Origin of the sequence: Pseudoalteromonas sp. BSi20311, from assembly GCF_000239875.1 — a bacterium.
Taxonomy (GTDB): Bacteria; Pseudomonadota; Gammaproteobacteria; order Enterobacterales; family Alteromonadaceae; genus Pseudoalteromonas.
The window spans coordinates 1-22,087 of record NZ_BADU01000046.1; the positions used below are offsets into that span (position 1 = coordinate 1).

Genomic DNA, 22,087 nt, shown 5'->3' on the forward strand with positions numbered 1-22,087 from the left:
GTCTATGCCAAATTTATAAAAAATAGATTGGAAATATGTCTAAAATCCGTTCAATGAGTTTAACCACTCGCATCATGATTGGTATGGTGCTTGGTGTTGCAGTAGGCTTTATATTTCAGGCTATATTAGCTGGTGAAGACGATTACCTAATCCCTCTTGGGTTATTCTCTTTGCCAATTAAAGCTTTTTTTGTTGATGGCCTATTTCATGTAGGTGGGCAAATATTTATAGCTAGTTTAAAAATGCTAGTTGTTCCCTTGGTATTTGTATCTCTTGTGTGTGGTACTTGTAGTTTAAGCGATCCTAAAAAATTGGGCCGTTTAGGTGGAAAGTCGATTGGTTTATATCTGGTGACCACAGCAATTGCTATTACAGTGGCAATTACATTAGCGCTATTATTTAACCCAGGTGAAGGTATTGGTTTACCCTCTCAAGCAAGCTACGACGCAAAAGAAGCGCCTACTTTAGCTCGTGTTATCATTGATATGTTCCCTACCAACCCATTTGAAGCAATGGCAAAAGGAAACATGCTACAAGTTATTGTGTTTGCTTTGTTATTTGGTATTGCAATGGCGCTTAGCGGTAAAGCTGGTAAACGTGTAGCAACGGTATTTGAAGACTTAAACACGGTTATCTTAAAACTAGTTACTTTGCTAATGAATATTGCTCCTTACGGCGTATTCTTCCTAATGGCTAAGTTATTTACGACTATTGAACTAAACTTAATTGTGAGTTTAGCTAAGTACTTTGGCGTGGCTGTATTAGCCTTATTACTACACGCATTTGTAAACTACACCCTGCTGCTAAAAATACTCACGGGTCTAAACCCGCTCACTTTCTTGGCTAAAATGAAGCACACTTGTTTATTTGCTTTTAGTACCTCAAGTTCAAGCGCGACTATGCCTATTACACTTGAAACGGCAACTAAAAAGCTTGGCGCTAATAATTCGGTCGCTTCGTTTACTATTCCGCTTGGTGCAACCATTAACATGGATGGCACCGCAATTATGCAAGGTGTGGCTACGGTATTTATCGCTCAGGTATTTAGTGTTGACTTAACTATTTCTGATTACTTAATGGTGATACTAACTGCAACGCTTGCCTCTGTTGGCACGGCGGGTGTTCCTGGCGTTGGCTTGATCATGCTGGCCATGGTACTTAACCAAGTTGGCTTACCTGTTGAGGGCATCGCCATTATTATTGGTGTAGACAGATTGCTTGATATGACCCGTACAGCAGTAAACGTAACGGGTGACTGTATGGTTACGTGTGTCGTCGCTAAAAGCGAGGGTGAATTAGATGAAAATATCTTTAACGACCCTAATGCAGCTAAAAAGATTTAGAAGACTATCACAAGTCAATTGACTAACCGCTTCTCTTGTTAGTTATAAAAAAAGCCTTGCTACTTTAAGTAACAAGGCTTTTTTATTGAGTTTTGTTATTAGGGATTTAACGCCTTAAATTTTGACATTAAACTTACGCCCGCTTTATTCACACCATGGCTTAGGCCCATTGCCAGCTTGTCACTTAATCCTTTTTTAATCTTGTATTGCACTTTATAAATTTGATAGTGCTGTTGTTGCTCTAACAACGCATCATCGCTGGTTTTAATAGTATCGACTAACCCTTTTTCAATTGCTTGGGTTGCAAACCAATGTTCACCCGTTGCCACTAAATCCATATTTAAACTTGGGCGCTGCGTGCTAACAAAGGTTTTAAATAACACATGGGTTTGCTCTATCTCTTCGCGGAATTTTTCGCGGGCTTTATCTGTATTTTCACCAAAGAGTGTGAGTGTACGTTTAAATTCGCCCGCCGTAATTTGTTCAAAATCTACGTCATTCTTCTTTAAAATTTTATTAAAGTTTGGAATTTGTGCAATCACACCGATAGAGCCAACAATTGCAAACGGTGCGGCAATAATATGATCTGCAACACAAGCCATCATGTAACCACCACTGGCGGCGACTTTATCTATTGACACTGTTAACTCAATACCGGCTGACTTTAAACGTTGTAATTGTGATGCGGCTAAACCATAGCCATGTACCACGCCACCACCACTTTCAAGGCGAACTAACACTTTATCTTTTTTTGCATCCGCTATCGAAATTATCGCGGTCACTTCTTCGCGCAAGCTTTCTACTTCATGTGCGTCCATACTGCCATTAAAGTCAATAACATAGAGTCGTGATTTAGGGGCTTCTTTTTCAGCTTTTTTTTGTTCTACTTTTTGTTGTTTTTGATAGGCTTTTAACTCTTTTTTACCTAGCGTATTATTTAAAAAGCTTTCTTTTATATTGGTCAGCTGCTCTGATAGGTCATCAATTTCAATCTCACCTTTTTTCGCTTTTGGCTTAACAGCCGAGCTTACAATTAAGGTTAAAATCACAGCAATAGCAATAACAAAGGTAATGGTTTTTGCAAAAAATAAGCCGTACTCGTATAAAAATTCCAACTGTGTTCTCCGTTTATAAATTTCAGTCAATTTAGCATGCTTTAAAATAAAAAAAAGCCACTATACAGTGGCTTTTTAGACTTAATTGGGTGGTTGATTATTAATTAGTCACAATATCAGTATCTGATACAGATAATAAACGTCCACGCGATGCTAGATAAGTTGCAATTTGCAATTGCATTTCTGCATTAGCTGCTGCGCTGCCCGCTGCTGTAGACGACTGCCTTTCATCTTGCGCCGGTGTTAATACCGAGCCATGATGACCTGTGTTAAATTTAACTAAATAGCTAGAGCCCATCTCTGTTGGTGCTTGAGATGTACTCACTGTTTCTAACCCCATGAAGTTAGCTAGAGGCAGTGTACCTGCAATTGGGTTGTTAGCAGTCATCGGCGGAATAACTTGGTCTGGCTTGTTACTATCAGTGCCATCACCAACAACAACATTCATATACACAGGTGTTTCTAGTGCTTTAACCGTTGCTGCGTAGTTAGTCGGATCGCCGCTATCTAATGCTGTTTGTGCTGCAAATACAAACTGCGTCATCACGCCCTTGATGTTAGCCAGTTTATCAGCTTCTCCCGCCATAGTTAGCGATGTTGCAAACTCATTAAAACCACAGCTTAAGAAGTCCTGCATGTCTGGTAACAAGGCGCCACAGTTTGATAACGCACCAGCATTTAAGAATGCATTAAACTCGTCAGCTTCAGCAGTTCCAGCTTGAGAAAGTACAGAGCCTTGAATAAATGGACCAAACGCGGCTGACTCTAATAAGAAGCTAGCAATACCGCCACCGCCACTTGCCAATGCTACAGCGTTAACCTTAAACAATGGATCTACTTGATCAGCCAATGGGCTATTCGCTTGTGCAATAAATGCAGGTGCTACAATTGAGCCCAGTGAATGGCCAATATAAGATACATCTCTAGAATTGAGTGAACTATCACCACTGAAGTTTAAGCCTAAACGTAAACCAAGTAAGTCGGCACTTGACTGGCGTAAGCTGTCTCTGGCGACCAATAACGAGCTTAGGTTCATGTAACTAAGTACAGAGCCTGATGTTGCGTTAAAGTCATCTGTGCCATCAACATCAACATCTATTCCACGCTCGCCATGACGAGGATGGTCAATTGCAACCGTTGCAAAGCCTTGAAGTGAAAGCTGTGCTGTTAGTGTCAACATGCTTTCTTTTTGTGTGGTAATACCGTGTTGCATAATAACCACTGGCCAGCCATTTTCTGGCATAGCAGCAAAAGGCTCTAAACCTAAGCCTGAACGGTACGCATTAACAACCGGTAAAATCGGTTTGGTAATTTGTACTGGCACAGTTGCCGTGCTCTGCACTTTAGGAAGTGAGTTATATTTCGTTAGATGACGTGTAACGTCTAAGCCTTCACCTAAATCACGCAATCGGCCATCACTTAAGGCTGCACACATTGCATCGTTAGTGCTAACTGGATCAGCAGGAAAATCTTCTCCCTTTTGTGCTTTATAACCCATAACAGCTACTGCGTTATCACACATAGCTTGCCAGTAAGTATCATTTAAATCACTGATCTCTTTACCCTTCGGCGTACCTAAATACATAGGTAACTGAATACTGCCCTTTTGATACTGTGCTACTTGGAATACGTCAGGCACCGTTATGCCTTGTAATGCAAAAGCTTGTTGTACGTTAGCCATAGGCTGAGTTGGAATTTGCAACGCAGGCGTTGGAATTGTTGGCTCTGTTAAGCTTGCTGCTAAAATCTTTTTAATCGTGCCAAGCACTGGTCCTGCTGATTGCATAGTCATGGCAGCAGAAAAAATAATATCGTCTTTTGTGATATCGCCTGAGCTAACCACTACATTTTCGTAACTATTAACTGCACCTTGTAGCGCAAGTTGTGATGGCGTCACTAAAGGGGCTTCTTGTTTAACTGTTGCATAGGTAGATGAAGGCTCAATTGCACGCCCTTCTGAATCTTTTAGCCCAGTCGTTAATACATTAATATATGAGCTACCTGCTTTAAATGGTTTAAGTGGAATAATGGCCACCGCATCACCAGAAGCCTGGGTTACAAAATCCACGCCAAAGGTCAATTCGCCTACTAATTTACATGCTGCACCGGCTGGTGCTTGCGAACATTCGGCATCAGTTAAACTTGCACCCATGATCACTTCAAAAATACGTACTGAGCCTGGTGAAGCTGCAGACGTTTCATCTAGACTAATGCCCGGTGGAAACGTTAAATCTATTTTGAAAGGAACTTGCGTAGACCAGCCATCAAGTGCCCCTAGTGCAAGTTGCGGATCTGCATACGCAGCGCGAGGGATAGAAACATTTTCGTCATTTAGCTCACCAGGAATGTTTAATGTGCCATCGCGCGTACCGCTCATCAATAAATCATTAGGAACCGAAATTACACCATTTGCAGGGTCAAATTTTACCGTAGCTTTTGGAATAACTGTAACTGAATCGTTTTTAACATCTTCTAACGTTTCTCCGCCGCCACAGCCTGCTAATGCAGCTGCAACTGAGAGCGAGAGTAGCATTTTTTTCATAGTGTTCTCCGCACAAATCTTATTTTTATAGTGTGTTTATAGTCAGTGTAATTAAGTTAAAATAATGTAGCTAGTATATTAATGAGACATTAGACCAGTTAAACTTAACGTAAACTTTCTAGTTTCGCCACCTAAATTTGTAATAAATTCGATTACTTGTCGATTTGCTATGTTAAAATCAAAAAAAATTTAAACATTGGTACTTTTATGCATACCTATCAAGCAACTGAAAACGCACTTAAAGACAAAGTAATTTTGATAACAGGCGCAGGTGATGGTATCGGCCGTGTTGCAGCAATTACTTATGCTAAACATGGTGCAACCGTTATTTTATTAGGAAAAACAACTAATAAACTAGAATGTGTGTATGACGAAATCGTCAATGCAGGCTACCCACAGCCAGCGATTGTGCCTATGGACTTAAAAGGTGCAACCAAGCAGAACTATCGTGATTTAGCCGCAACTATCGAAAGTCAGTTTGGTCGCTTAGATGGGTTATTAAATAATGCGGGTATTTTAGGTACTTTAGGCCCATTGGAACATTTTTGTTCATCAACATTTGAAAACGTCATGAAAGTAAACGTGACGGCACAAGCCATGATCACAAAAGCATTGTTTCCTGTTATGCGCAAATCAAAGAGTGCCTCAGTGGTATTTACTTCTTCGGGTGTTGGTCGTAAAGGAAGAGAGTTTTGGGGACCATACGCTATTTCTAAATTTGCGGTAGAAGGTATGATGCAAACGTGGGCGTGTGAAGTCGAAAAAACGCCAATTCGTGTTAACTGTATCAACCCAGGCGCAACGCGCACATCAATGCGAGCAAGTGCCTTCCCGGGCGAAGACCGAGATTTACTTGCGACTCCTGAAGATCTAATGCCAACATACCTGTATTTAATGAGCGATGACTCGGCAGATATCAATGGCCAATCTTTGGATGCACAAGCTAAAAAATAACGCTTAGTTATTTAAATATGTTAAAAAGCCGCTATTAAAGCGGCTTTTTGTTTTTCATAATGATTTAACCAAAATCTCGCTTACTTGCGTTTAGTCGGTTTTACACGTTGGTTGTGCTTTTTAACTGCTTTACGAATTTGATTTATTTTCGCGCGCTTATCTTTACGCTTTTCAGGGATAACCGACAGCTTAGTTTGCGTTTCTTTACCAAGTTTAACTGTTTTACGTAAATAGTTAACTGTATCCAAATCGTACTCAATCCAGCCACCCTGTGGTACACGCTTATCAAGCTCTAATTTACCGTAACGAATACGAATAAGACGTGATACTTCCACATCTTGTGATTGCCATAAACGACGAACTTCACGGTTACGGCCTTCGTTAAGTGTTACGTTGTACCAACGGTTAATGCCTTCACCGCCCATAGGCTTAATACCGGTAAATTTAGCCGGACCATCTTCAAGCTCTACACCACGAAGTAAGTTTTTCATTGTTTCGTCAGTCACTTCACCAAATACACGTGCTGAATATTCGCGTTCAACCTCGTAACTTGGGTGCATCAAACGATTTGCTAATTCACCGTCATTGGTAAAAAGCATCAACCCTGACGTATTCACATCTAATCGCCCTACCGCTATCCAACGATCGCCATCTATGCGTGGCAAACGGTCAAATACAGTTCGACGACCTTCTGGATCTTTACGGGTACTTAGTTCGCCCTCTGGCTTGTTGTACATAATTACGCGACAAATTCTGTCAGCTTTTTCTTCAATTTTAACAGTGTGACCGTCAACACGAATTAAATCAGTTTCTTCAACCCTGTCGCCTAATTTTGCTACTTTACCGTTTACACTCACGCGATTAGCGTCAATGTATTTTTCCATTTCGCGGCGTGAACCTACCCCTGCGCGGGCTAGGACTTTTTGTAACTTTTCACCTTGTATACTCATTTGGATGGTTCTCTCACAGAAGGATCACTTAATAACTGGGTAATTTTACTTTGCTGTTGCTCTGGCAATGCGGGTAAATCATGAAGTCCGGTTATCGAAAAATAATCTAAAAATTGTTTAGTCGTTGCATAAAGTGCCGGTTTACCGGGTACTTCTTTATGCCCAACTACTTTAACCCACTCTCTTTCAAGCAGAGTTTTAATAATATTTGAGCCAGTTGCTACGCCCCGCACTTGCTCAATTTCACCACGGGTAATGGGTTGCTTATATGCAATTAGCGACAGGGTTTCGAGTAAGGCTCGAGAGTACTTAGGGGCACGTTCTTGCCATAAATTACTCAGCCATGGGCTTAAACTACTACACGCTTGAAAACGATAACCACTGCCTACCTCAACTAAACGTATTCCACGCGTTTGATAGTGAACTTGAATGGCCTCTACAGCATCATTAATGCGCGCCATAGAAATTGCTAAGTCGTTTAAAACCGTGTCCTTAAGATGACGTTTTGATACGGGCTTATCTGCCACAAAAATCGCCGCTTCAATGATTTCAATTAATTGTTCATCACTAATTCGCCGACCTACCATAATCACTCTTAAGTTAATAAAAACACACAGCCATCTATTATGACAGAACAACCGCAAACTAGGAAAACATATTGTGTAAATAACTCAATAATGGATGAAACATACGCTATTAGAGCACCATTAAAATATTAAATACCCACAGTTTGTATTAAACCAAGATGCACTCTAACTTTTAGCAACTTCACTCTTTTTACTTCAGCAAAACATTATAATCTCAGCGCAAAAAGCCCAGCATAGGCTGGGCTTCAGTCAGTGTATCTAACACTTAAATTTAGATTGCAGCGTTTTGGTAACGCTTAACGAAGTCAGTAACGTTTTGGCCATTACACTTTAATGTGTTTAGGTTACCAATTTGCTTACGTACTGGTTGTAAGCCTTGCTTTAATGCAGTTATACATAACTGTGTTTCTTGATGTGTATCTTTTGCAAATATTTCAACTTTTGATGCTGCAGGTTGTACTGCAGTTTGCTCTTTTGCAATATCGCGAATGTCTTGACCGTTACATAGGATACTTTTTGAATAACGAGATAAGTATATACCATGCTTTGCTGCCATTTTACGTGCAGCTGAAAAACCTTCATTGGCGCTTACTACACATAAGTTTGACTCTAATTTGTTGTCTTTGCTGTAATACGCATTGCTTTGTGCAGAAGCGGTAACAGAAACAAAAAGAGAGGCAGCTAAAAGTAATTGAGTTTTCATCAGGTAGTCCTATTTGAACGAGTTAAACAAACGATTTTTGCGCATTATATAGACAACTTTTAACATATCAATTGAATATTTTATTTATTTTATTATTTAATAATGCATTTACAATGTTTAAACATTAAACAGTAATTGATCAACAATTGTGCAGTTATTTTCTCATTTCAGTCATGTTATGTCGCTCTAAATGCTGATACAATTTGACGAATAGAAAAAATAAATTTGAAGGTTAACTTTATGAAAGTGATTTCTTTTAATATCAATGGTCTGCGTGCTCGACTACACCAGCTACAAGCTATTATTGATAAACACCAACCAGATATTATTGGTCTTCAAGAGATCAAGGTACATGATGAAGCGTTTCCGCTAGACGATGTACAAAAGATGGGTTACCACGTTTATTTTCATGGGCAAAAAGCGCATTACGGTGTGGCAATGTTATGCAAAAAAGAGCCTAAATCGGTATTAAAAGGCTTCACTACTGACACCGATGACTCGCAAAAGCGTATGATTAGCGTCACTGTAGAACAAGAAAATGGCCGTGACCTACATGTAATGAATGGTTATTTCCCTCAAGGCGACAACATTAATCACGAAACCAAGTTCCCGTACAAGCGTCAATTTTATCAAGATTTAATGACTCACCTAAATAGCCATTTCACCCCTGATCAAGATGTAATTGTCATGGGAGACATAAATATCTCACCAACCGATTTAGATATTGGTATTGGCGAGGTAAACGCAAAACGTTGGTTAAAAACGGGGAAATGTTCATTTCAACCCGTTGAACGCGAGTGGCTTGCTACCCTATTAAACTGGGGTTTCAAAGACACCTTCAGAGAACAAAATCCAGAAACTAACGACCAATACTCTTGGTTTGACTATCGTTCAAAAGGGTTTGTTGATAACCGCGGTCTTCGAATTGATGTGGTACTGGCAACGCACGACTTAGCAGCTCGCTGTATCGACACTGGTATAGATTACGAATTACGTGCTATTGATAAACCGTCAGATCATGCGCCTATTTGGTCAGAGTTTAATTAACGATTATGTTGAGCGCGCAATTACAAGGGTTACTGTGGATTGTTGTCATCGTTATCGGCTTTTTAAGCGTTAACAAATCAACATACAGTAATTTATTTAATACCCCAGCAAGACAATCAGGTGTGTTTGCCTGTGCACTGGTTCTCGCTTTGTTATGGCGTATAAAGGCCGGTATTTTACCCGGTCTCGATCTGCATATTTTAGGCATTACCGCAGTTACCCTAACATTAGGTTGGCGTCTTGCTATATTAAGTTGTGTACTCGCAACAGCGCTTTTAACTGCTTTTGGACAAATAACACCTGAATTAGTCGCGTTAAAACTCATTATTAGTGCCTTTATACCGGTGTTATTCACCTATTTAGTTTTTATTGTCTGTTATCACTATTTAGCACGGCATTTTTTTATCTATATATTTGTTTGTAGCTTTTTAACGGCAGGTGTTGTTGCCTGCGTTAACATTATACTCGGTGGTGCTTTTTATTATGCAATAGGTGAATACAGTTGGCATCAGCTGAGCGAGAATTATATTTACCTAAGTCCTATTTTGGCCTTTCCTGAAGCTATGCTAAACGGTATGGCAATCACTGTACTGATCACCTATCGCCCACATTGGGTAAAAACTTTTTTTGATAAGGACTATTTAGGCTCATGAGTCTTCATTACCATTGCCCTATTTGTAAACAGCCACTAGCGCTCAATGATAAAACATTACGATGCGATAATAATCACAGCTTCGATTTTGCCAAAGAAGGCTACGTAAACTTACTCCCTGTGCAAAACAAAAATTCTAAACAGCCTGGCGATTCGTTAGAAATGGTACAGGCTAGGCGCTCATTTTTAGAACAAGGTTATTATGGCTTTTTACAAACGGCTTTAGCCAATATCGTTAAGCCACTTAATGCTGAAATAGTGATTGATTTGGGGTGTGGTGAAGGGTTTTATACTCATGCTATTGCCAACAGCAGCCAAGCCAGCGTATATGGTGTTGATATATCAAAGTCGGCAGTAAAGTATGCTGCAAAACGTTACAAACAATGCCATTTTAGCGTTGCTTCAATCAGCCAAGCGCCTTTTGATGATCAGCTTGCTGACGTATTAGTTAGTGTGTTTGCGCCTTTATTTGACAGTGAACTTGCGCGTCTGATTAAAAATAACGGTCGCTTAATTGTGGCAAGCCCAGGCCCAACGCATTTGAAAGAATTAAAAGATTATATTTATAGCAACGTAAACGAACACACTGAAATAGCAGCACCTGCGGGCTTTGAAAATACATCGCAACAATTAATCACAGAGCAGGTATCGCTTAGATTTAACGATGTTAAAAACTTAATTATGATGACACCATTTGCGTGGAAGTTCAGGCCAGAACATTGGCAAGCACTTGAGCAAAAACAACAGCATAGCGTCACATTGTCATTTTATGTCACGCAATTTACTAAAACTGCTCTTTAGTAAACGTTTTATCCATTTTATCGAACATATCTTTTAGTAATTCGGCAAGCTCCAAATAGCGGGGCTTGTTTTTCCCCATTTGCGCGTCATAACCGTTAGCAACCATTTTTGCAAATAACTCGTTATACCATTGCAGCATAGCGGGCTCTAATTCAGTTTGTGCACGTTTACCCAACCATAAAAGCCCTTGCAATGGCAACGAGATAAAAAACAGACTACTGGCAATCGCTTGGGGCAGAAAATCCGAGCCTAAATAATTAATCTGAAAAAACAGGGTCAGCATGGCTAATATTGGCATTACTGTAATCGCAAGCTCAGTGGCTCTGATCACTTTAAATTCTGCAAATAATGGCGCAACCTCTTTACGCATTGGCCACGTTTTAGCATAAGAACGCCCTAATTGAACTTGCGACATCACACTTTTTTGCATTAATAAATCCTCACCGTCACGGTTTGTAACACTTCAACAAACGTAATACTTATAAAAGTGTAACACAATTATAGCTGCTTTCACTTTATCGGTAAAAATGCTTAATTTCATAAGTAAAACTCACAAAAAGCATAAATTATCGAAAGAATTTCACAAAGCCCTTTCAATAAAGTCAACTACACTTTAGTCTACACTCATTTGAGCCTACAGGGCTTATACATCAACCAAGTGTACTGATTAATACTTAAATGGAAAATGAATCTATGCCAACACTCCCAAATAATCCAAACCATGTTTTGGTACTCAATTGTGGAAGCTCAAGTCTGAAGTTTGCGATTATTGATGCAAACACAGGAAACGACATTATTTCAGGTTTAGCTGAGCGCCTAGGTGATGATGCTCCCTCAATCAAATATAAGTTTAAGGGAGAAAAAACCACTATCAAGCTTGCTGCTAATCAAGCACATGCTCATGCAATTGATACGCTGGTTGATTTAATAAAAGATCACAACCTAGACGAGCAATTAGTGGCAGTGGGTCATCGTGTAGTTCATGGCGGCGAGCATTTTACCCAATCTGTGTTAATCGACGAAAGCGTCATTGCAGGTATTACCCAAGCAGCCACATTAGCTCCTTTACATGGCCATGCTAATTTACTGGGTATTTCATCTGCACAAGCATCATTTAAAAATTTACCGCAAATAGCCGTGTTTGATACCGCATTTCATCAGACCATGGGTGAAGTTGCTTACCTATATGCTCTGCCTTATAAGCTTTATAAAGACTTTGGGGTTAGACGCTATGGATTTCATGGCACTAGCCATTTTTATGTAGCAGGTCAAACCGCTAAAATGTTGTCTATACCTGTTGAAGAAAGTAACTTTATTAGCGCCCACTTAGGCAATGGCTGCTCTGTGTGTGCGATCAAAAATGGTAAAAGTGTCGATACCAGCATGGGCTTAACCCCGCTTGAAGGACTTGTGATGGGTACCCGTTGTGGCGACATTGACCCAGGGCTATTTAACTTTTTAACTACGCAGCTTGATTACACTTCGCAGCAAATTGATGACCTGCTAAATCAAAAAAGTGGCTTATTAGGAATAAGCGAGCTATCAAACGATTGCCGTACTATTGAAGAGGCTGCCATTGCTGGCAACTCGCAAGCCATGCTGGCACTTAATATGTTTTGCTACCGCTTAGCAAAACAAATAGCCGCCTATATGGTACCGCTGCAAAAATTAGATGCGCTTATTTTTACCGGTGGGATTGGCGAGAATTCCGATATCATTCGCGAAAAAGTACTCACACAGTTAGCCTTTTTAGGTATCAATTTAGACCCTCAAGCAAACCTTGATGCACGGTTTGGCCAAGCTGGATTAATTAGTACCACCAATTCAACAAGCAAAGCGGTGGTTATGCCAACCAACGAAGAATGGGTTATTGCACTTGATGCCGCAAACATCAGCAAGGAGTTATAATATGGCTCGTCGTATTATGTTGGTTCCTATCTCTACAGGGGTAGGTTTAACCTCAGTATCAGTTGGTTTAGTAAGAGCACTGGAACAAAAGACGGTTAAAGTTAATTTTTTTAAACCTATCGCCCAACCGCGCGCAGGCGAAACTGGCCCTGAAAAGTCTACTCAAATTGTCACTCAAGGCTCACCAATTAACCCGCCAACACCGTTTGCACTCGATTACGCAGAGCAAATGATTGGCGATGGTAAAGGTGATGATTTATTAGAGGAAATTGTTGAGCGTTTTCAAAGTAAAATAAACGATGATGAAGTGGCCATAATCGAAGGAATGGTGCCTACTCGTCGCCAACCTTATGCGGGTCGCATAAACCGTGAAATTGCACAAACCTTAGGGGCCGATATTGTATTTGTGCTTACTCCTGGAAATTACAGTATTACGCAAATTGAAGATCGCCTTGAAATTGCTGCCGGAAATTACGGTGGCATAGATCACCCTCGTGTTCTGGGTTGTATTTTCAACAAAGTAAATGCCCCTCTAGATGAAGAAGGTCGCGCTCGCGCTGATTTAGTCGATACTTACAGGCCAGAAGCACTTGATAACGAGCTTAATCGCCTAGCCTCTTTACCTATTTTTAGAAAAAATCCTTTTATGTTACTTGGCGCAATTCCATGGGACTTTGAGCTAGTAGCGCCGCGCGTTAAAGATTTAAGTGCTTATTTAAAAGCCACTATTATTAACGAAGGCGATATGGTGCACCGTCGTCTTAGACGCATTACTTTTTGTGCACGCACAGTATCAAATATTCTAAATTACTTTACTCCAGGTGCATTGCTGGTTACCCCAGGTGATCGTTCAGATATACTGGTTGCAGCCTGTTTGTCTGCTATGAACGGTACCAAACTAGGTGCTATTTTGCTCACAGGTGGCTTTGAGCCTGAGCCGCGTATTATGGCGTTGTGCGAACAGGCCATGCAAACAGGTCTGCCTATTTTAGCAACCGAAGGCGATACTTGGCGTACCTCATTATTGCTGCATAACTTTAACCTAGAAGTGCCAAGCGATGATGAACAACGCATTGAAAAAGTAAAAGATCATAATGCAGAATATATAGATTCTGATTGGTTAGACAGCTTAGCTAAAAGTGTTGGGAAAACGCGTAAACTATCTCCTCCTGCTTTTAGATACTTATTAACTGAAAAAGCTCGCAAAGCCGATAAAACAATTGTACTACCTGAAGGTAACGAACCCAGAACCATTAAAGCAGCCGCTATTTGTGGCCAGCGCGGCATTGCTAAAACTATTTTATTGGGTGACCGTGATGAAATATTACGTATTGCAGAGCAACAAGGCATTGAGCTTAACGATCATGTAACTGTAATTGAGCCAAGCAGTATCATAAATGATTACGTAGCACCTATGGTGGAAATTCGTAAAAATAAGGGTCTTACCGAAGTAGTCGCCCAAGAGCAGCTTCAAGATCATGTGGTACTTGGTACTATGATGCTAGAGCAAGGTAAAGTCGATGGCCTGGTATCAGGTGCGGTAAACACCACTGCCAATACCATTCGCCCACCGTTACAGTTAATTAAAACCGCGCCAGGTTCATCATTAGTGTCATCTGTATTCTTTATGCTATTGCCTGATCAGGTTTTGGTTTATGGTGATTGCGCTATTAATCCCGATCCTAATGCCGAACAACTGGCCGACATTGCAATTCAATCTGCCGACTCAGCAGCGGCATTTGGCATTGAGCCTCGCGTAGCCATGATAAGTTACAGTACGGGTGATTCAGGCAGTGGGGCTGATGTAGAAAAAGTGCGAGCGGCAACTAAGCTTGCCCAGCAAAAGCGCCCTGATCTAATTATAGATGGGCCACTACAGTACGATGCGGCAATTATGGAAAGTGTAGCAATTAAAAAAGCACCAAACAGCCCTGTTGCGGGCAAAGCAACGGTGTTTATATTCCCTGATTTAAATACCGGCAACACCACGTATAAAGCGGTACAACGAAGCGCTGATTTAATCAGTATCGGTCCTATGTTACAAGGGATGCGTAAACCGGTTAACGACTTAAGCCGTGGCGCATTAGTCGATGACATAGTGTACACCATTGCTTTGACAGCCATACAAGCAGCACAAGTTGAGGCACTTAATTAACCCCTTTCATTTACATGTGCCTTTTATAGCCTAGCCAATTTTTAATTAATTATTAATAGGTTAGGCTATTTATACCTTACAACCCCCAAGCTTATCCACAGAAATTGTGGACAATTATTTTTTAATTATTAAAAACTTTAGCAACGGCTAAGTTTGAGCCTTTAATTTAGATTCAATACTCTATACTATAAAGCTATTATATTGCTGCTAGCGATGGGTTTTATGTCAAAACAAACACTACAACTACACAGTACTGTTTTATCAATTCATAGTTTAGCGCTTGATGCTGACATTCCCCCTGCACTGTTAAAACAACCATTGTTTTTTATTTCAAAAACGCACGATGAACTGTCGGTTGTCTGCCCTGATGAGTTTATAATTGACAGCCAAGATACAGAGTCAAATTGGCAAGCACTGGAAGTAATTGGCCCCTTAGGGTTTTCGTTAACCGGTATCATGGCAAATATTTCAGGGGTGTTAGCAAGAGCTGGCGTGTCAATTTTTTCAATTTCAACCTATGACACCGACTATATTTTAGTAAAAAAGCAAACAGTCAACAAAGCGATGGCTGCTCTTAGAGCCGATGGCTACAATGTGGTAACTTAATTAATAATGAAATCTGAAGACGTTAGCTATTTAACTAAAAATAAAATTGGCCGAAGCGCGATACAAATAACTAGCCCATTCAGTGGCAAAGTTATGCAGATGGACGCCCACCCTGAAGCTTTTTTCCGCTTTGGAACTTTGGGGCCTGGGATTATTGTCAGCTTAACCAGCCATAAAGTGTTAGCGCCATTTAATGGCACTTTATTGCAAGTTAAAAGCGGCGGGTGCGAATTTATTCTAAAAGCTAAAAATGGCTTAAAAGTATTAATAAACTTAGCCGTACCTGATTCTCAAACTCTCACACATACTCATATTGCTCAGCTTAATGGCAGCAAAATAACCAAAGGCCAACGGCTTGCTTATTTTGATTTGCGTGAACTCGATGCGCCTATTTTAGCCAGCCTTATCATACTCAATGGCCACGATTTAGGCACTTTTCATTATTCTCACCCGCAGGTCAATGCAGGTGTAGATACCTTATTAACTATTATCAAAAAGAAGTAGATTTATGATCACTCTCTATGGCATTAGCAACTGCGACACTATTAAAAAAGCAAAAAAATACTTAAGCGATAATGACATCGTATTCACTTTTCATGACTATCGTAAAGACGGCGTTAATCACAGTATGGTCAGCGATTTTGCAGAGCATATTGACTGGGAGCAACTTGTTAATAAACGTGGTACAACGTATAGAGCATTGTCAGATGAGCAAAAGCAAAGCTTAACTAAGCAAACTGCTATCGATTTATTGGTTGAACAACCGGCGATAATTAAACGCCCTGTTCTTATTAATAACGGGCAATACCATTTAGGCTTTAAAGCAGCCCAGTACGATGAGATCTTTAAATAATGACTCACCCAGTAATTACCCTAGCCCAAGCTTTAATCCAGCGTGAATCCGTTACCCCTGAAGATGCAGGCTGCCAACATATGATGAATGAGCGTCTAAGCGCAATTGGCTTTGACATCGAATCGCTGTTTTTTACCGACACCCTCAACACTTGGGCACGAAAAGGGTCGCAATCACCACACTTTTGTTTTGCCGGTCATACCGATGTGGTGCCCACTGGGCCTGAAAAAAATTGGCAGCACCCCCCTTTTGCTGGGCTAATTGAAGACGGATTATTACATGGCCGTGGCGCAGCCGACATGAAAGGCTCACTAGCTGCCATGGTTGTAGCAACAGAGCGTTTTGTAACCAAGCACCCTGATCACAAAGGCTCTATCTCGTTTTTGATCACCTCAGATGAAGAGGGCCCTTTTATCAACGGCACTACCCGCGTAATAGATACTTTAGAAGAGCGCGGAGAAAAAATTGATATGTGTCTTGTTGGCGAGCCTTCATCGCGCGATGTGCTCGGAGATGTGGTTAAAAATGGCCGTCGTGGTTCACTCACTGGTTTTTTAACTATAGCCGGTGTACAAGGGCATGTGGCTTACCCACACTTAGCGCAAAACCCAATTCATTTATCCACGCCAGCTTTAACCGAATTAAGCCAAACTGTGTGGGATATGGGTAACGACTTCTTTCCTGCCACCAGCTTTCAAATCTCTAACATTAATGGCGGCACAGGTGCCGGTAATGTGATCCCTGGTGAGCTTGAAGTACAATTTAACTTTAGGTTTAGCACCGAAGTTACTCATCAGCAGCTGCAACAAAAAGTGAACGCGATTTTACAAAAACACAATTTGAATTACGAACTAAATTGGATTGTAAACGGCCTACCGTTTTTAACCGATCACGGTCCGTTAGTTGATGCTACAGTCGCTGCCATTAAATCAGTAACTGGCTTAACCACTAACTTAGAAACAACAGGTGGAACATCAGATGGCCGCTTTATTGCCCAAACAGGCGCTAAAGTAATCGAGCTGGGGCCACGTAACGCCACAATTCATAAAGTGGATGAGTGTGTCAGTACAGACGACCTAATCGCGCTGGCGGATATTTACGAGCAAATATTAGAACAACTGTTAACTTAATGAATGCAAATAAAGAACTCATACAATGCATCACCGGGCAAAGTGATGCACACCTAGTTGCTATACAAAACCATTATTTGCATGCCAATATTGTCAACGACTTTATTGCACTGCAATCAGCGGCCGCATCCGCTGGCTTTGATTTATGTATTGCATCAAGCTTTCGGGATTTTAATCGTCAATCGGCTATTTGGAATGCTAAATTTTCAAATAAGCGCGTGGTGTTAAACAAAGCGCAACAAGCCGTTGAACTAAATTCACTGAGTGATATTGAAAAATGTACCGCCATAATGCTTTACTCTGCACTGCCAGGTGCAAGTCGCCATCATTTAGGCACTGACTTAGATATTTTTGATAAAAGCGCAGTGAGTGACGATTATGAGTTGCAACTAACCCCCGATGAATATCAGCATGGCGGACCTTTTGCCGAACTGAGTCAATGGCTAGACACTCACCTAGCAGAATTTGGATTTTATCGGCCTTATCAGCACGATTTAGGCGGTGTTGCCCCTGAGCTTTGGCATATTAGCCACATTGCGCAGTCAGAGCAGCTTATGAGCCATTTATCACTTGAGGTATTACACAATTGTATTAAAGAGAGTGATTTATTAGGTAAAGACGCTATTTTAACCCACTTACCTGCTTTATATGAGCGCTTTGTGATCAATGTCAGTCCACCAGCTAAGCAGTATTAGTTAGTTTTTTTATTTAACGTAAAAACCAATATCGCTAATAAAATGATACTGCTGGAGAGCATAAATTGCAGAGTTAATGTTTCCGATAAAAATACCGCTCCTGCAATAGCCGCCAAAACGGGCACGCATAACTGCACTATAGCTGCATGCGTGCTTTTTAATAATGGCATAGCCACATACCAAATACTGTAACCAACACCCGATGCTATCGCACCTGAGCCGATGGCAAGTAACACCCCTTCCATACGAATATTCTTAAGCTGGCTCATGCCCACCACAATCAAAATAGGTAGCACCAATAAGCTGCGAATAAAGTTATAAGTAGTGGCCCTAAGTGGTGACACACAAGCTTTGCCTCTAATGCTATAAATTCCCCATGCCACGCCACTTATGCTCATTAATAATGCCGCCATTAACGGTGGTGCTGTTTGCGAGGGTAGCATTAAGTAAACAAAAGCCGCAAACGCCACAATAAATGCAAGCCATTGCACAGCAGATAAGCGCTCTTGTTTATATATACCCCAACTAATCATGGTAAATTGCACCGCAGAAAATAAAATAAGCGCGCCCATGCCGGTATCTAGCTCTATATAGGCAACAGAAAAACACAGCGCGTATATCAGCAAGCTCGCACTGCTTCGCCAACTTCCGGTATCATTAATAACGGGGCTACTTAATTGTGCTTTTTTATTTAACTGCCTTGTATAGAGCAGCATAATAATAGCCAAACACACTGCCCCGCTGAGTAGCCGTATAACAGTAAAATTCCACGCATCAATATAACCTTGGGCTAACGCTAAACGACACAATAACGAATTGGCAGCAAAAGCAACTAACGCGATAATAGTAAACAGAGTGGCTTTCAAATGAATTCCTAACCTAAAAAATAGCACCGCTTTAGACACGGTTACGTTAATTATTAACCTTTAGACGTTAACATGATTATTTTTTAATAATAAAGGGTTTTTAATCTATGTTTATACACTACGCTTTTTTACAATCTTTCACACCTACATTTATAAGCCATGTGTTAACCTTATAAGATAGATAAAAGGAGTGCGTGTGCATCACATTTTAATTTTCAGTTTTTGCTTTATTGTAAGTGGTTGCAGCACTATAGGCTTTGACGATCTGTTTAATGATTATGCCACAAACACCACCCCTGTTAGGCAAGCTATTAGTAATAATAATATTGAAAATGCACGCGCCCTTATAAAAACCAACAGTAAAGCACATAGTAATTATTTACTGAACCAATTAGAGCAAGGCCGTATTGCTGATTTAGCGAATAACCCAGACAGTGCGCAAACATATTTTGAAACTGTCTACCAACAAATGCAAGCTAAGCGCCAAGCAGCCCAAATACAAGTAAGTGCAGGGCTTGAGCAAAGTAATGCGCTGTTAACCAACGACTCAGCGATAGGTTATATCCCCCCTGCTTACGAAATGAGTATGTTGCATAGCTACAAAGCACTTAATTATGTTTATAAACGCGATATTGAGAGCGCGTTAGTTGAAGTACGCCGTGCCAATAAAGTACAAGTTGATGCACTACTTGATAATCAAAGCGAGTTTGATAATGCCATTGCCCAAGCACAGCAACACTACCCAGATATGGATAATTTAATTCGCTCGGTAAAAAATGGCTTTCAAAATGCGTACACGTTTTACTTATCAGGGTTGTTATATGAAACGGCAAAGCAAGGCGATGATGCCTACATAGACTATAAAAAAGCGCTCGAAATACAACCTAACAATCCTTATTTACAGCAAGATATATTGCGCCTTGCTAAGCAGCAAGGTTTTGCGGATGACTACCAGCAATTTAAGCGACAGTTTGGTGAAGTAAACGCCATAGATAAAAATCAAGGCGAAGTAGTTATATTATTTGAACAAGGCCTGATACCAAAACAGCACGAGTTTAAGTTGCGATTGCCTATTTATACTTCGCAGGGAGATGCCCGCTTTTATAGCCTAGCAATGCCCGTTTATATAAATACGGCCTACAGCAGCGCCGTAAATAATATAAAAGTTAATAATCAAGTATTAGCATTAAGTCCGTTAGTGCATTTAGAAGCACTGGCTGCTAAAACGTTAGAGCAGCAAGTAGCTGGACGTGTTTCAAGGCAAATATTACGCCTTGTCGCTAAAGAAAAAATGCGTGCAGAGCTTGCGCGCAGTGCCGGTGATGTGGGGAACATTTTAGCAAATTTATATAATCTTGCATCTGAGCAAGCAGATACGCGCAGTTGGCTTACACTGCCTAATCAGATCAGCCTTGCTCGCAGTGCCGTAAAAGCAGGCGAACATACTTTAAATGTTGGCTCACAACCGCCAATAAATTTTACCGTTAGTAAGCAAGGGTTAACGTTAATCTACCTAACCTCTGTTAATAACTATTTTAACTCCCATGTAGTGCAACTTTAGGAGCCATCATGAAATACATACTTCCCGTTATTGCGTTAATTATGCTCAGCGCATGTAGCAGCCGACCTGTAACCTCAGGTATTGGGGTTGAGCAAACTGCCGACGCTTACAAAGAGCAGCTCAACGTTAATAACCCGCAATTAGCTAAAAAGCTTTTAATTAGTGATGTAAAAACGCGTCAAACAAATAACCTGACCGATGTAGTGGTTACTTTAGCGAGTACCTATAAAAAGTCGCAATACTTACAGTATCAATTTAACTGGTTTGATAAAGATGGCTTTGTTATTAAAGGCAACCACTCACCGTGGCAAGCCCTAACATTATTTGGCTTTGCTAAAACTCAGCTTGCAGGACTAGCACCTAGCTCTGATGCCGTTACTTTCTCATTAGCTGTAAGAGAAGTTTCAACCGACGCACAAGAATTTAAAGATTAAAGGAAATCATGATGATCAATAAACAATTTAAATCACTGTCTAGTTATGCAATTTTAGGCCTAGCGGCACTGACACTGTCAGGCTGTGCCAACAAAGCGGTTGTCAGCTATGGTGATGCCCAAGCCGTAGAAACCACAGATATAAACTTTGGCTCTACTGACTTACAAAAAGTTGCCTCGCAAATGACCGACTCTCTGCTTAGTTCGCCTGTGGTTGGTACTATGACCGCCAATACACGCCCTGTGGTATTTGTAGAGCGTATTAAAAATAAAACCAGTGAACACATAGATACAGAATCAATCACCGACTCAATCTCTACTCAATTACTGCGTAGCGGCAAATTTAGATTTGTTGATATGACCCGTGTAGAGGCGGTTCGTGAGCAAATTACATTTCAAAACGAAGACGCCTTAGTCAACCCAAGTACTGCGGTGGCTTTTGGTAAGCAAATTGGTGCGCAATATATGCTGTACGGTAACCTATCAAGCATTGTTAAATCTAATGCAGATAAAGCCGATGTGTACTACAAATTTACAATGCGTTTAATGGATATGCAAAGCGGCCTTGTTGAATGGGCTGACGAAACTGAAATTCGTAAAACGCGTGAAAAATCAACGTTTGGTTGGTAATAACAGGAGCGAATTATGAAAACGCTTAGCTTAATTTTATGCGCTTTATTAGTAGTAAGTACCCCAACGTTTGCCAAGTACGAACGCAATAAAGCCGTTCCTGTACAGCAAGTACTATTTGGTAAAGTAAAGTCGGTTCGCACTATTACTGAGCAACAATTAGTACAAGACAAAAGTAACGGCTGGAAAACCTTTGGCGGTGCCTTACTAGGCGGTGTTATTGGTAACCAGTTTGGCGGCGGCAGTGGTCGAACTGTAGCGACTATTTTAGGATCGGTGATTGGTGGTAACGTTGCTCATAATCAGCAGCAAACACAGCGCTATGAAAACACACAGCTCGTTGAATTACTGATACAAGTAGAAAGTGGTGAGCAATTTATGGTGGTACAAGACAACGATCCCGCTATGCGTTTTCACCAAGGGGATAATGTTCGCCTGATCTACTTAACCAATAACACGGTGCGAGTAGATAGCGCGTATTAATATTCTTTTGACGGCATAGCTGAAAAAACCTAACTTAGGTAACTAAGTTAGGTTTTTTTAAAGGTAATTACGC

At 40.7% G+C, this 22,087-nt stretch carries 23 protein-coding genes; 16 read left to right on the top strand and 7 right to left on the bottom strand.

Annotated features, from left to right (window positions below):
- Positions 1–35 precede the first annotated feature (35 nt).
- Entirely contained in the window at positions 36–1,343 is a 1,308-nt protein-coding gene (locus P20311_RS04085; RefSeq protein WP_008109997.1) for a dicarboxylate/amino acid:cation symporter, read from the top strand.
- Positions 1,344–1,441: 98 nt separating this feature from the next.
- On the opposite strand, the gene sohB is transcribed toward P20311_RS04085, so the two are convergent.
- Positions 1,442–2,458: a protease SohB gene (gene sohB, locus P20311_RS04090; protein WP_008109998.1), complete on the bottom strand. Its 1,017-nt coding sequence runs from the start codon at positions 2,456–2,458 to the stop codon at positions 1,442–1,444.
- 100 nt (positions 2,459–2,558) lie between these two features.
- The gene (locus tag P20311_RS04095; RefSeq protein ID WP_008109999.1) at positions 2,559–5,000 is read right to left on the bottom strand and encodes a VolA/Pla-1 family phospholipase; all 2,442 of its coding nucleotides are present in this window, start codon (positions 4,998–5,000) and stop codon (positions 2,559–2,561) included.
- 207 nt (positions 5,001–5,207) lie between these two features.
- Between P20311_RS04095 and P20311_RS04100 the strand changes: the two genes are divergently transcribed.
- Positions 5,208–5,954, top strand: a complete 747-nt coding sequence (locus P20311_RS04100; protein WP_008110000.1) for a YciK family oxidoreductase — start codon at positions 5,208–5,210, stop codon at positions 5,952–5,954.
- A gap of 80 nt (positions 5,955–6,034) precedes the next feature.
- On the opposite strand, the gene rluB is transcribed toward P20311_RS04100, so the two are convergent.
- The 3 genes from rluB to P20311_RS04115 form a co-directional block, all read right to left on the bottom strand.
- Positions 6,035–6,904 carry a 23S rRNA pseudouridine(2605) synthase RluB gene (rluB, locus tag P20311_RS04105; RefSeq protein ID WP_008110001.1) on the bottom strand — a complete coding sequence of 290 codons (870 nt, stop codon included), beginning with the start codon at positions 6,902–6,904 and terminating at the stop codon, positions 6,035–6,037.
- Entirely contained in the window at positions 6,901–7,491 is a 591-nt protein-coding gene (gene scpB, locus P20311_RS04110) for an SMC-Scp complex subunit ScpB (protein ID WP_008110002.1), read from the bottom strand. Before scpB ends, rluB begins: the two co-directional genes overlap by 4 nt.
- A gap of 271 nt (positions 7,492–7,762) precedes the next feature.
- Entirely contained in the window at positions 7,763–8,194 is a 432-nt protein-coding gene (locus P20311_RS04115) for a hypothetical protein (RefSeq protein WP_008110003.1), read from the bottom strand.
- A gap of 240 nt (positions 8,195–8,434) precedes the next feature.
- On the opposite strand from P20311_RS04115, the gene xthA reads away from it, so the two are divergent.
- Genes xthA through rlmA form a run of 3 tightly spaced genes read left to right on the top strand, consistent with a single transcriptional unit; the run spans position 8,435 to position 10,694 of the window.
- Positions 8,435–9,241, top strand: a complete 807-nt coding sequence (gene xthA, locus P20311_RS04120) for an exodeoxyribonuclease III (RefSeq protein WP_008110004.1) — start codon at positions 8,435–8,437, stop codon at positions 9,239–9,241.
- A gap of 5 nt (positions 9,242–9,246) precedes the next feature.
- Positions 9,247–9,894, top strand: coding sequence for an energy-coupling factor ABC transporter permease (locus P20311_RS04125; protein ID WP_008110005.1), 648 nt, complete (start codon positions 9,247–9,249; stop codon positions 9,892–9,894).
- Entirely contained in the window at positions 9,891–10,694 is an 804-nt protein-coding gene (rlmA, locus tag P20311_RS04130; RefSeq protein WP_008110006.1) for a 23S rRNA (guanine(745)-N(1))-methyltransferase, read from the top strand. Before P20311_RS04125 ends, rlmA begins: the two co-directional genes overlap by 4 nt.
- Here rlmA and yfbV read toward each other — a convergent pair.
- Complete coding sequence (yfbV, locus tag P20311_RS04135) at positions 10,678–11,124, bottom strand: terminus macrodomain insulation protein YfbV (protein WP_008110007.1); 447 nt, start codon at positions 11,122–11,124, stop codon at positions 10,678–10,680. The two genes, rlmA and yfbV, sit on opposite strands and share 17 nt — an antisense overlap.
- 263 nt (positions 11,125–11,387) lie before the next feature.
- On the opposite strand from yfbV, the gene P20311_RS04140 reads away from it, so the two are divergent.
- The 7 genes from P20311_RS04140 (at position 11,388) to P20311_RS04170 (ending at position 18,041) form a co-directional block, all read left to right on the top strand.
- Complete coding sequence (locus P20311_RS04140) at positions 11,388–12,602, top strand: acetate kinase (RefSeq protein ID WP_008110008.1); 1,215 nt, start codon at positions 11,388–11,390, stop codon at positions 12,600–12,602.
- Between the two features lies 1 nt (position 12,603).
- Positions 12,604–14,757 carry a phosphate acetyltransferase gene (gene pta / locus P20311_RS04145; protein ID WP_008110009.1) on the top strand — a complete coding sequence of 718 codons (2,154 nt, stop codon included), beginning with the start codon at positions 12,604–12,606 and terminating at the stop codon, positions 14,755–14,757.
- 222 nt (positions 14,758–14,979) lie between these two features.
- Positions 14,980–15,363, top strand: a complete 384-nt coding sequence (locus tag P20311_RS04150) for an ACT domain-containing protein (RefSeq protein ID WP_193371759.1) — start codon at positions 14,980–14,982, stop codon at positions 15,361–15,363.
- 6 nt (positions 15,364–15,369) lie between these two features.
- Positions 15,370–15,867 carry a PTS glucose transporter subunit IIA gene (locus P20311_RS04155; RefSeq protein WP_008110014.1) on the top strand — a complete coding sequence of 166 codons (498 nt, stop codon included), beginning with the start codon at positions 15,370–15,372 and terminating at the stop codon, positions 15,865–15,867.
- Positions 15,868–15,871: 4 nt separating this feature from the next.
- Positions 15,872–16,216 (top strand): ArsC family reductase, encoded by a 345-nt coding sequence (locus P20311_RS04160; RefSeq protein ID WP_008110016.1) that lies wholly within the window; start codon positions 15,872–15,874, stop codon positions 16,214–16,216.
- Positions 16,216–17,346, top strand: coding sequence for a succinyl-diaminopimelate desuccinylase (gene dapE, locus P20311_RS04165; protein ID WP_008110018.1), 1,131 nt, complete (start codon positions 16,216–16,218; stop codon positions 17,344–17,346). The genes P20311_RS04160 and dapE overlap by 1 nt, the downstream gene beginning before the upstream one ends.
- On the top strand, positions 17,346–18,041 hold the full coding sequence (locus tag P20311_RS04170; protein WP_008110020.1) for a M15 family metallopeptidase: 696 nt from the start codon (positions 17,346–17,348) through the stop codon (positions 18,039–18,041). Before dapE ends, P20311_RS04170 begins: the two co-directional genes overlap by 1 nt.
- Here the strand turns inward: P20311_RS04170 and P20311_RS04175 are convergent.
- Positions 18,038–18,907 carry a DMT family transporter gene (locus tag P20311_RS04175; protein ID WP_008110022.1) on the bottom strand — a complete coding sequence of 290 codons (870 nt, stop codon included), beginning with the start codon at positions 18,905–18,907 and terminating at the stop codon, positions 18,038–18,040. The two genes, P20311_RS04170 and P20311_RS04175, sit on opposite strands and share 4 nt — an antisense overlap.
- A 196-nt stretch (positions 18,908–19,103) precedes the next feature.
- Between P20311_RS04175 and P20311_RS04180 the strand changes: the two genes are divergently transcribed.
- From P20311_RS04180 to P20311_RS04195, 4 genes are read left to right on the top strand one after another with little or no spacing between them, the layout of a single operon-like run.
- Positions 19,104–20,468 carry a COG3014 family protein gene (locus tag P20311_RS04180; RefSeq protein WP_008110023.1) on the top strand — a complete coding sequence of 455 codons (1,365 nt, stop codon included), beginning with the start codon at positions 19,104–19,106 and terminating at the stop codon, positions 20,466–20,468.
- A gap of 8 nt (positions 20,469–20,476) precedes the next feature.
- A complete protein-coding gene (locus tag P20311_RS04185; protein WP_008110025.1) occupies positions 20,477–20,902 on the top strand; it encodes a YcfL family protein in 426 nt (141 codons plus the stop codon).
- Positions 20,903–20,910: 8 nt separating this feature from the next.
- On the top strand, positions 20,911–21,531 hold the full coding sequence (gene lpoB, locus P20311_RS04190) for a penicillin-binding protein activator LpoB (RefSeq protein ID WP_008466598.1): 621 nt from the start codon (positions 20,911–20,913) through the stop codon (positions 21,529–21,531).
- 15 nt (positions 21,532–21,546) lie between these two features.
- Positions 21,547–22,014 carry a glycine zipper 2TM domain-containing protein gene (locus P20311_RS04195; protein ID WP_008110029.1) on the top strand — a complete coding sequence of 156 codons (468 nt, stop codon included), beginning with the start codon at positions 21,547–21,549 and terminating at the stop codon, positions 22,012–22,014.
- Positions 22,015–22,087: the final 73 nt, after the last annotated feature.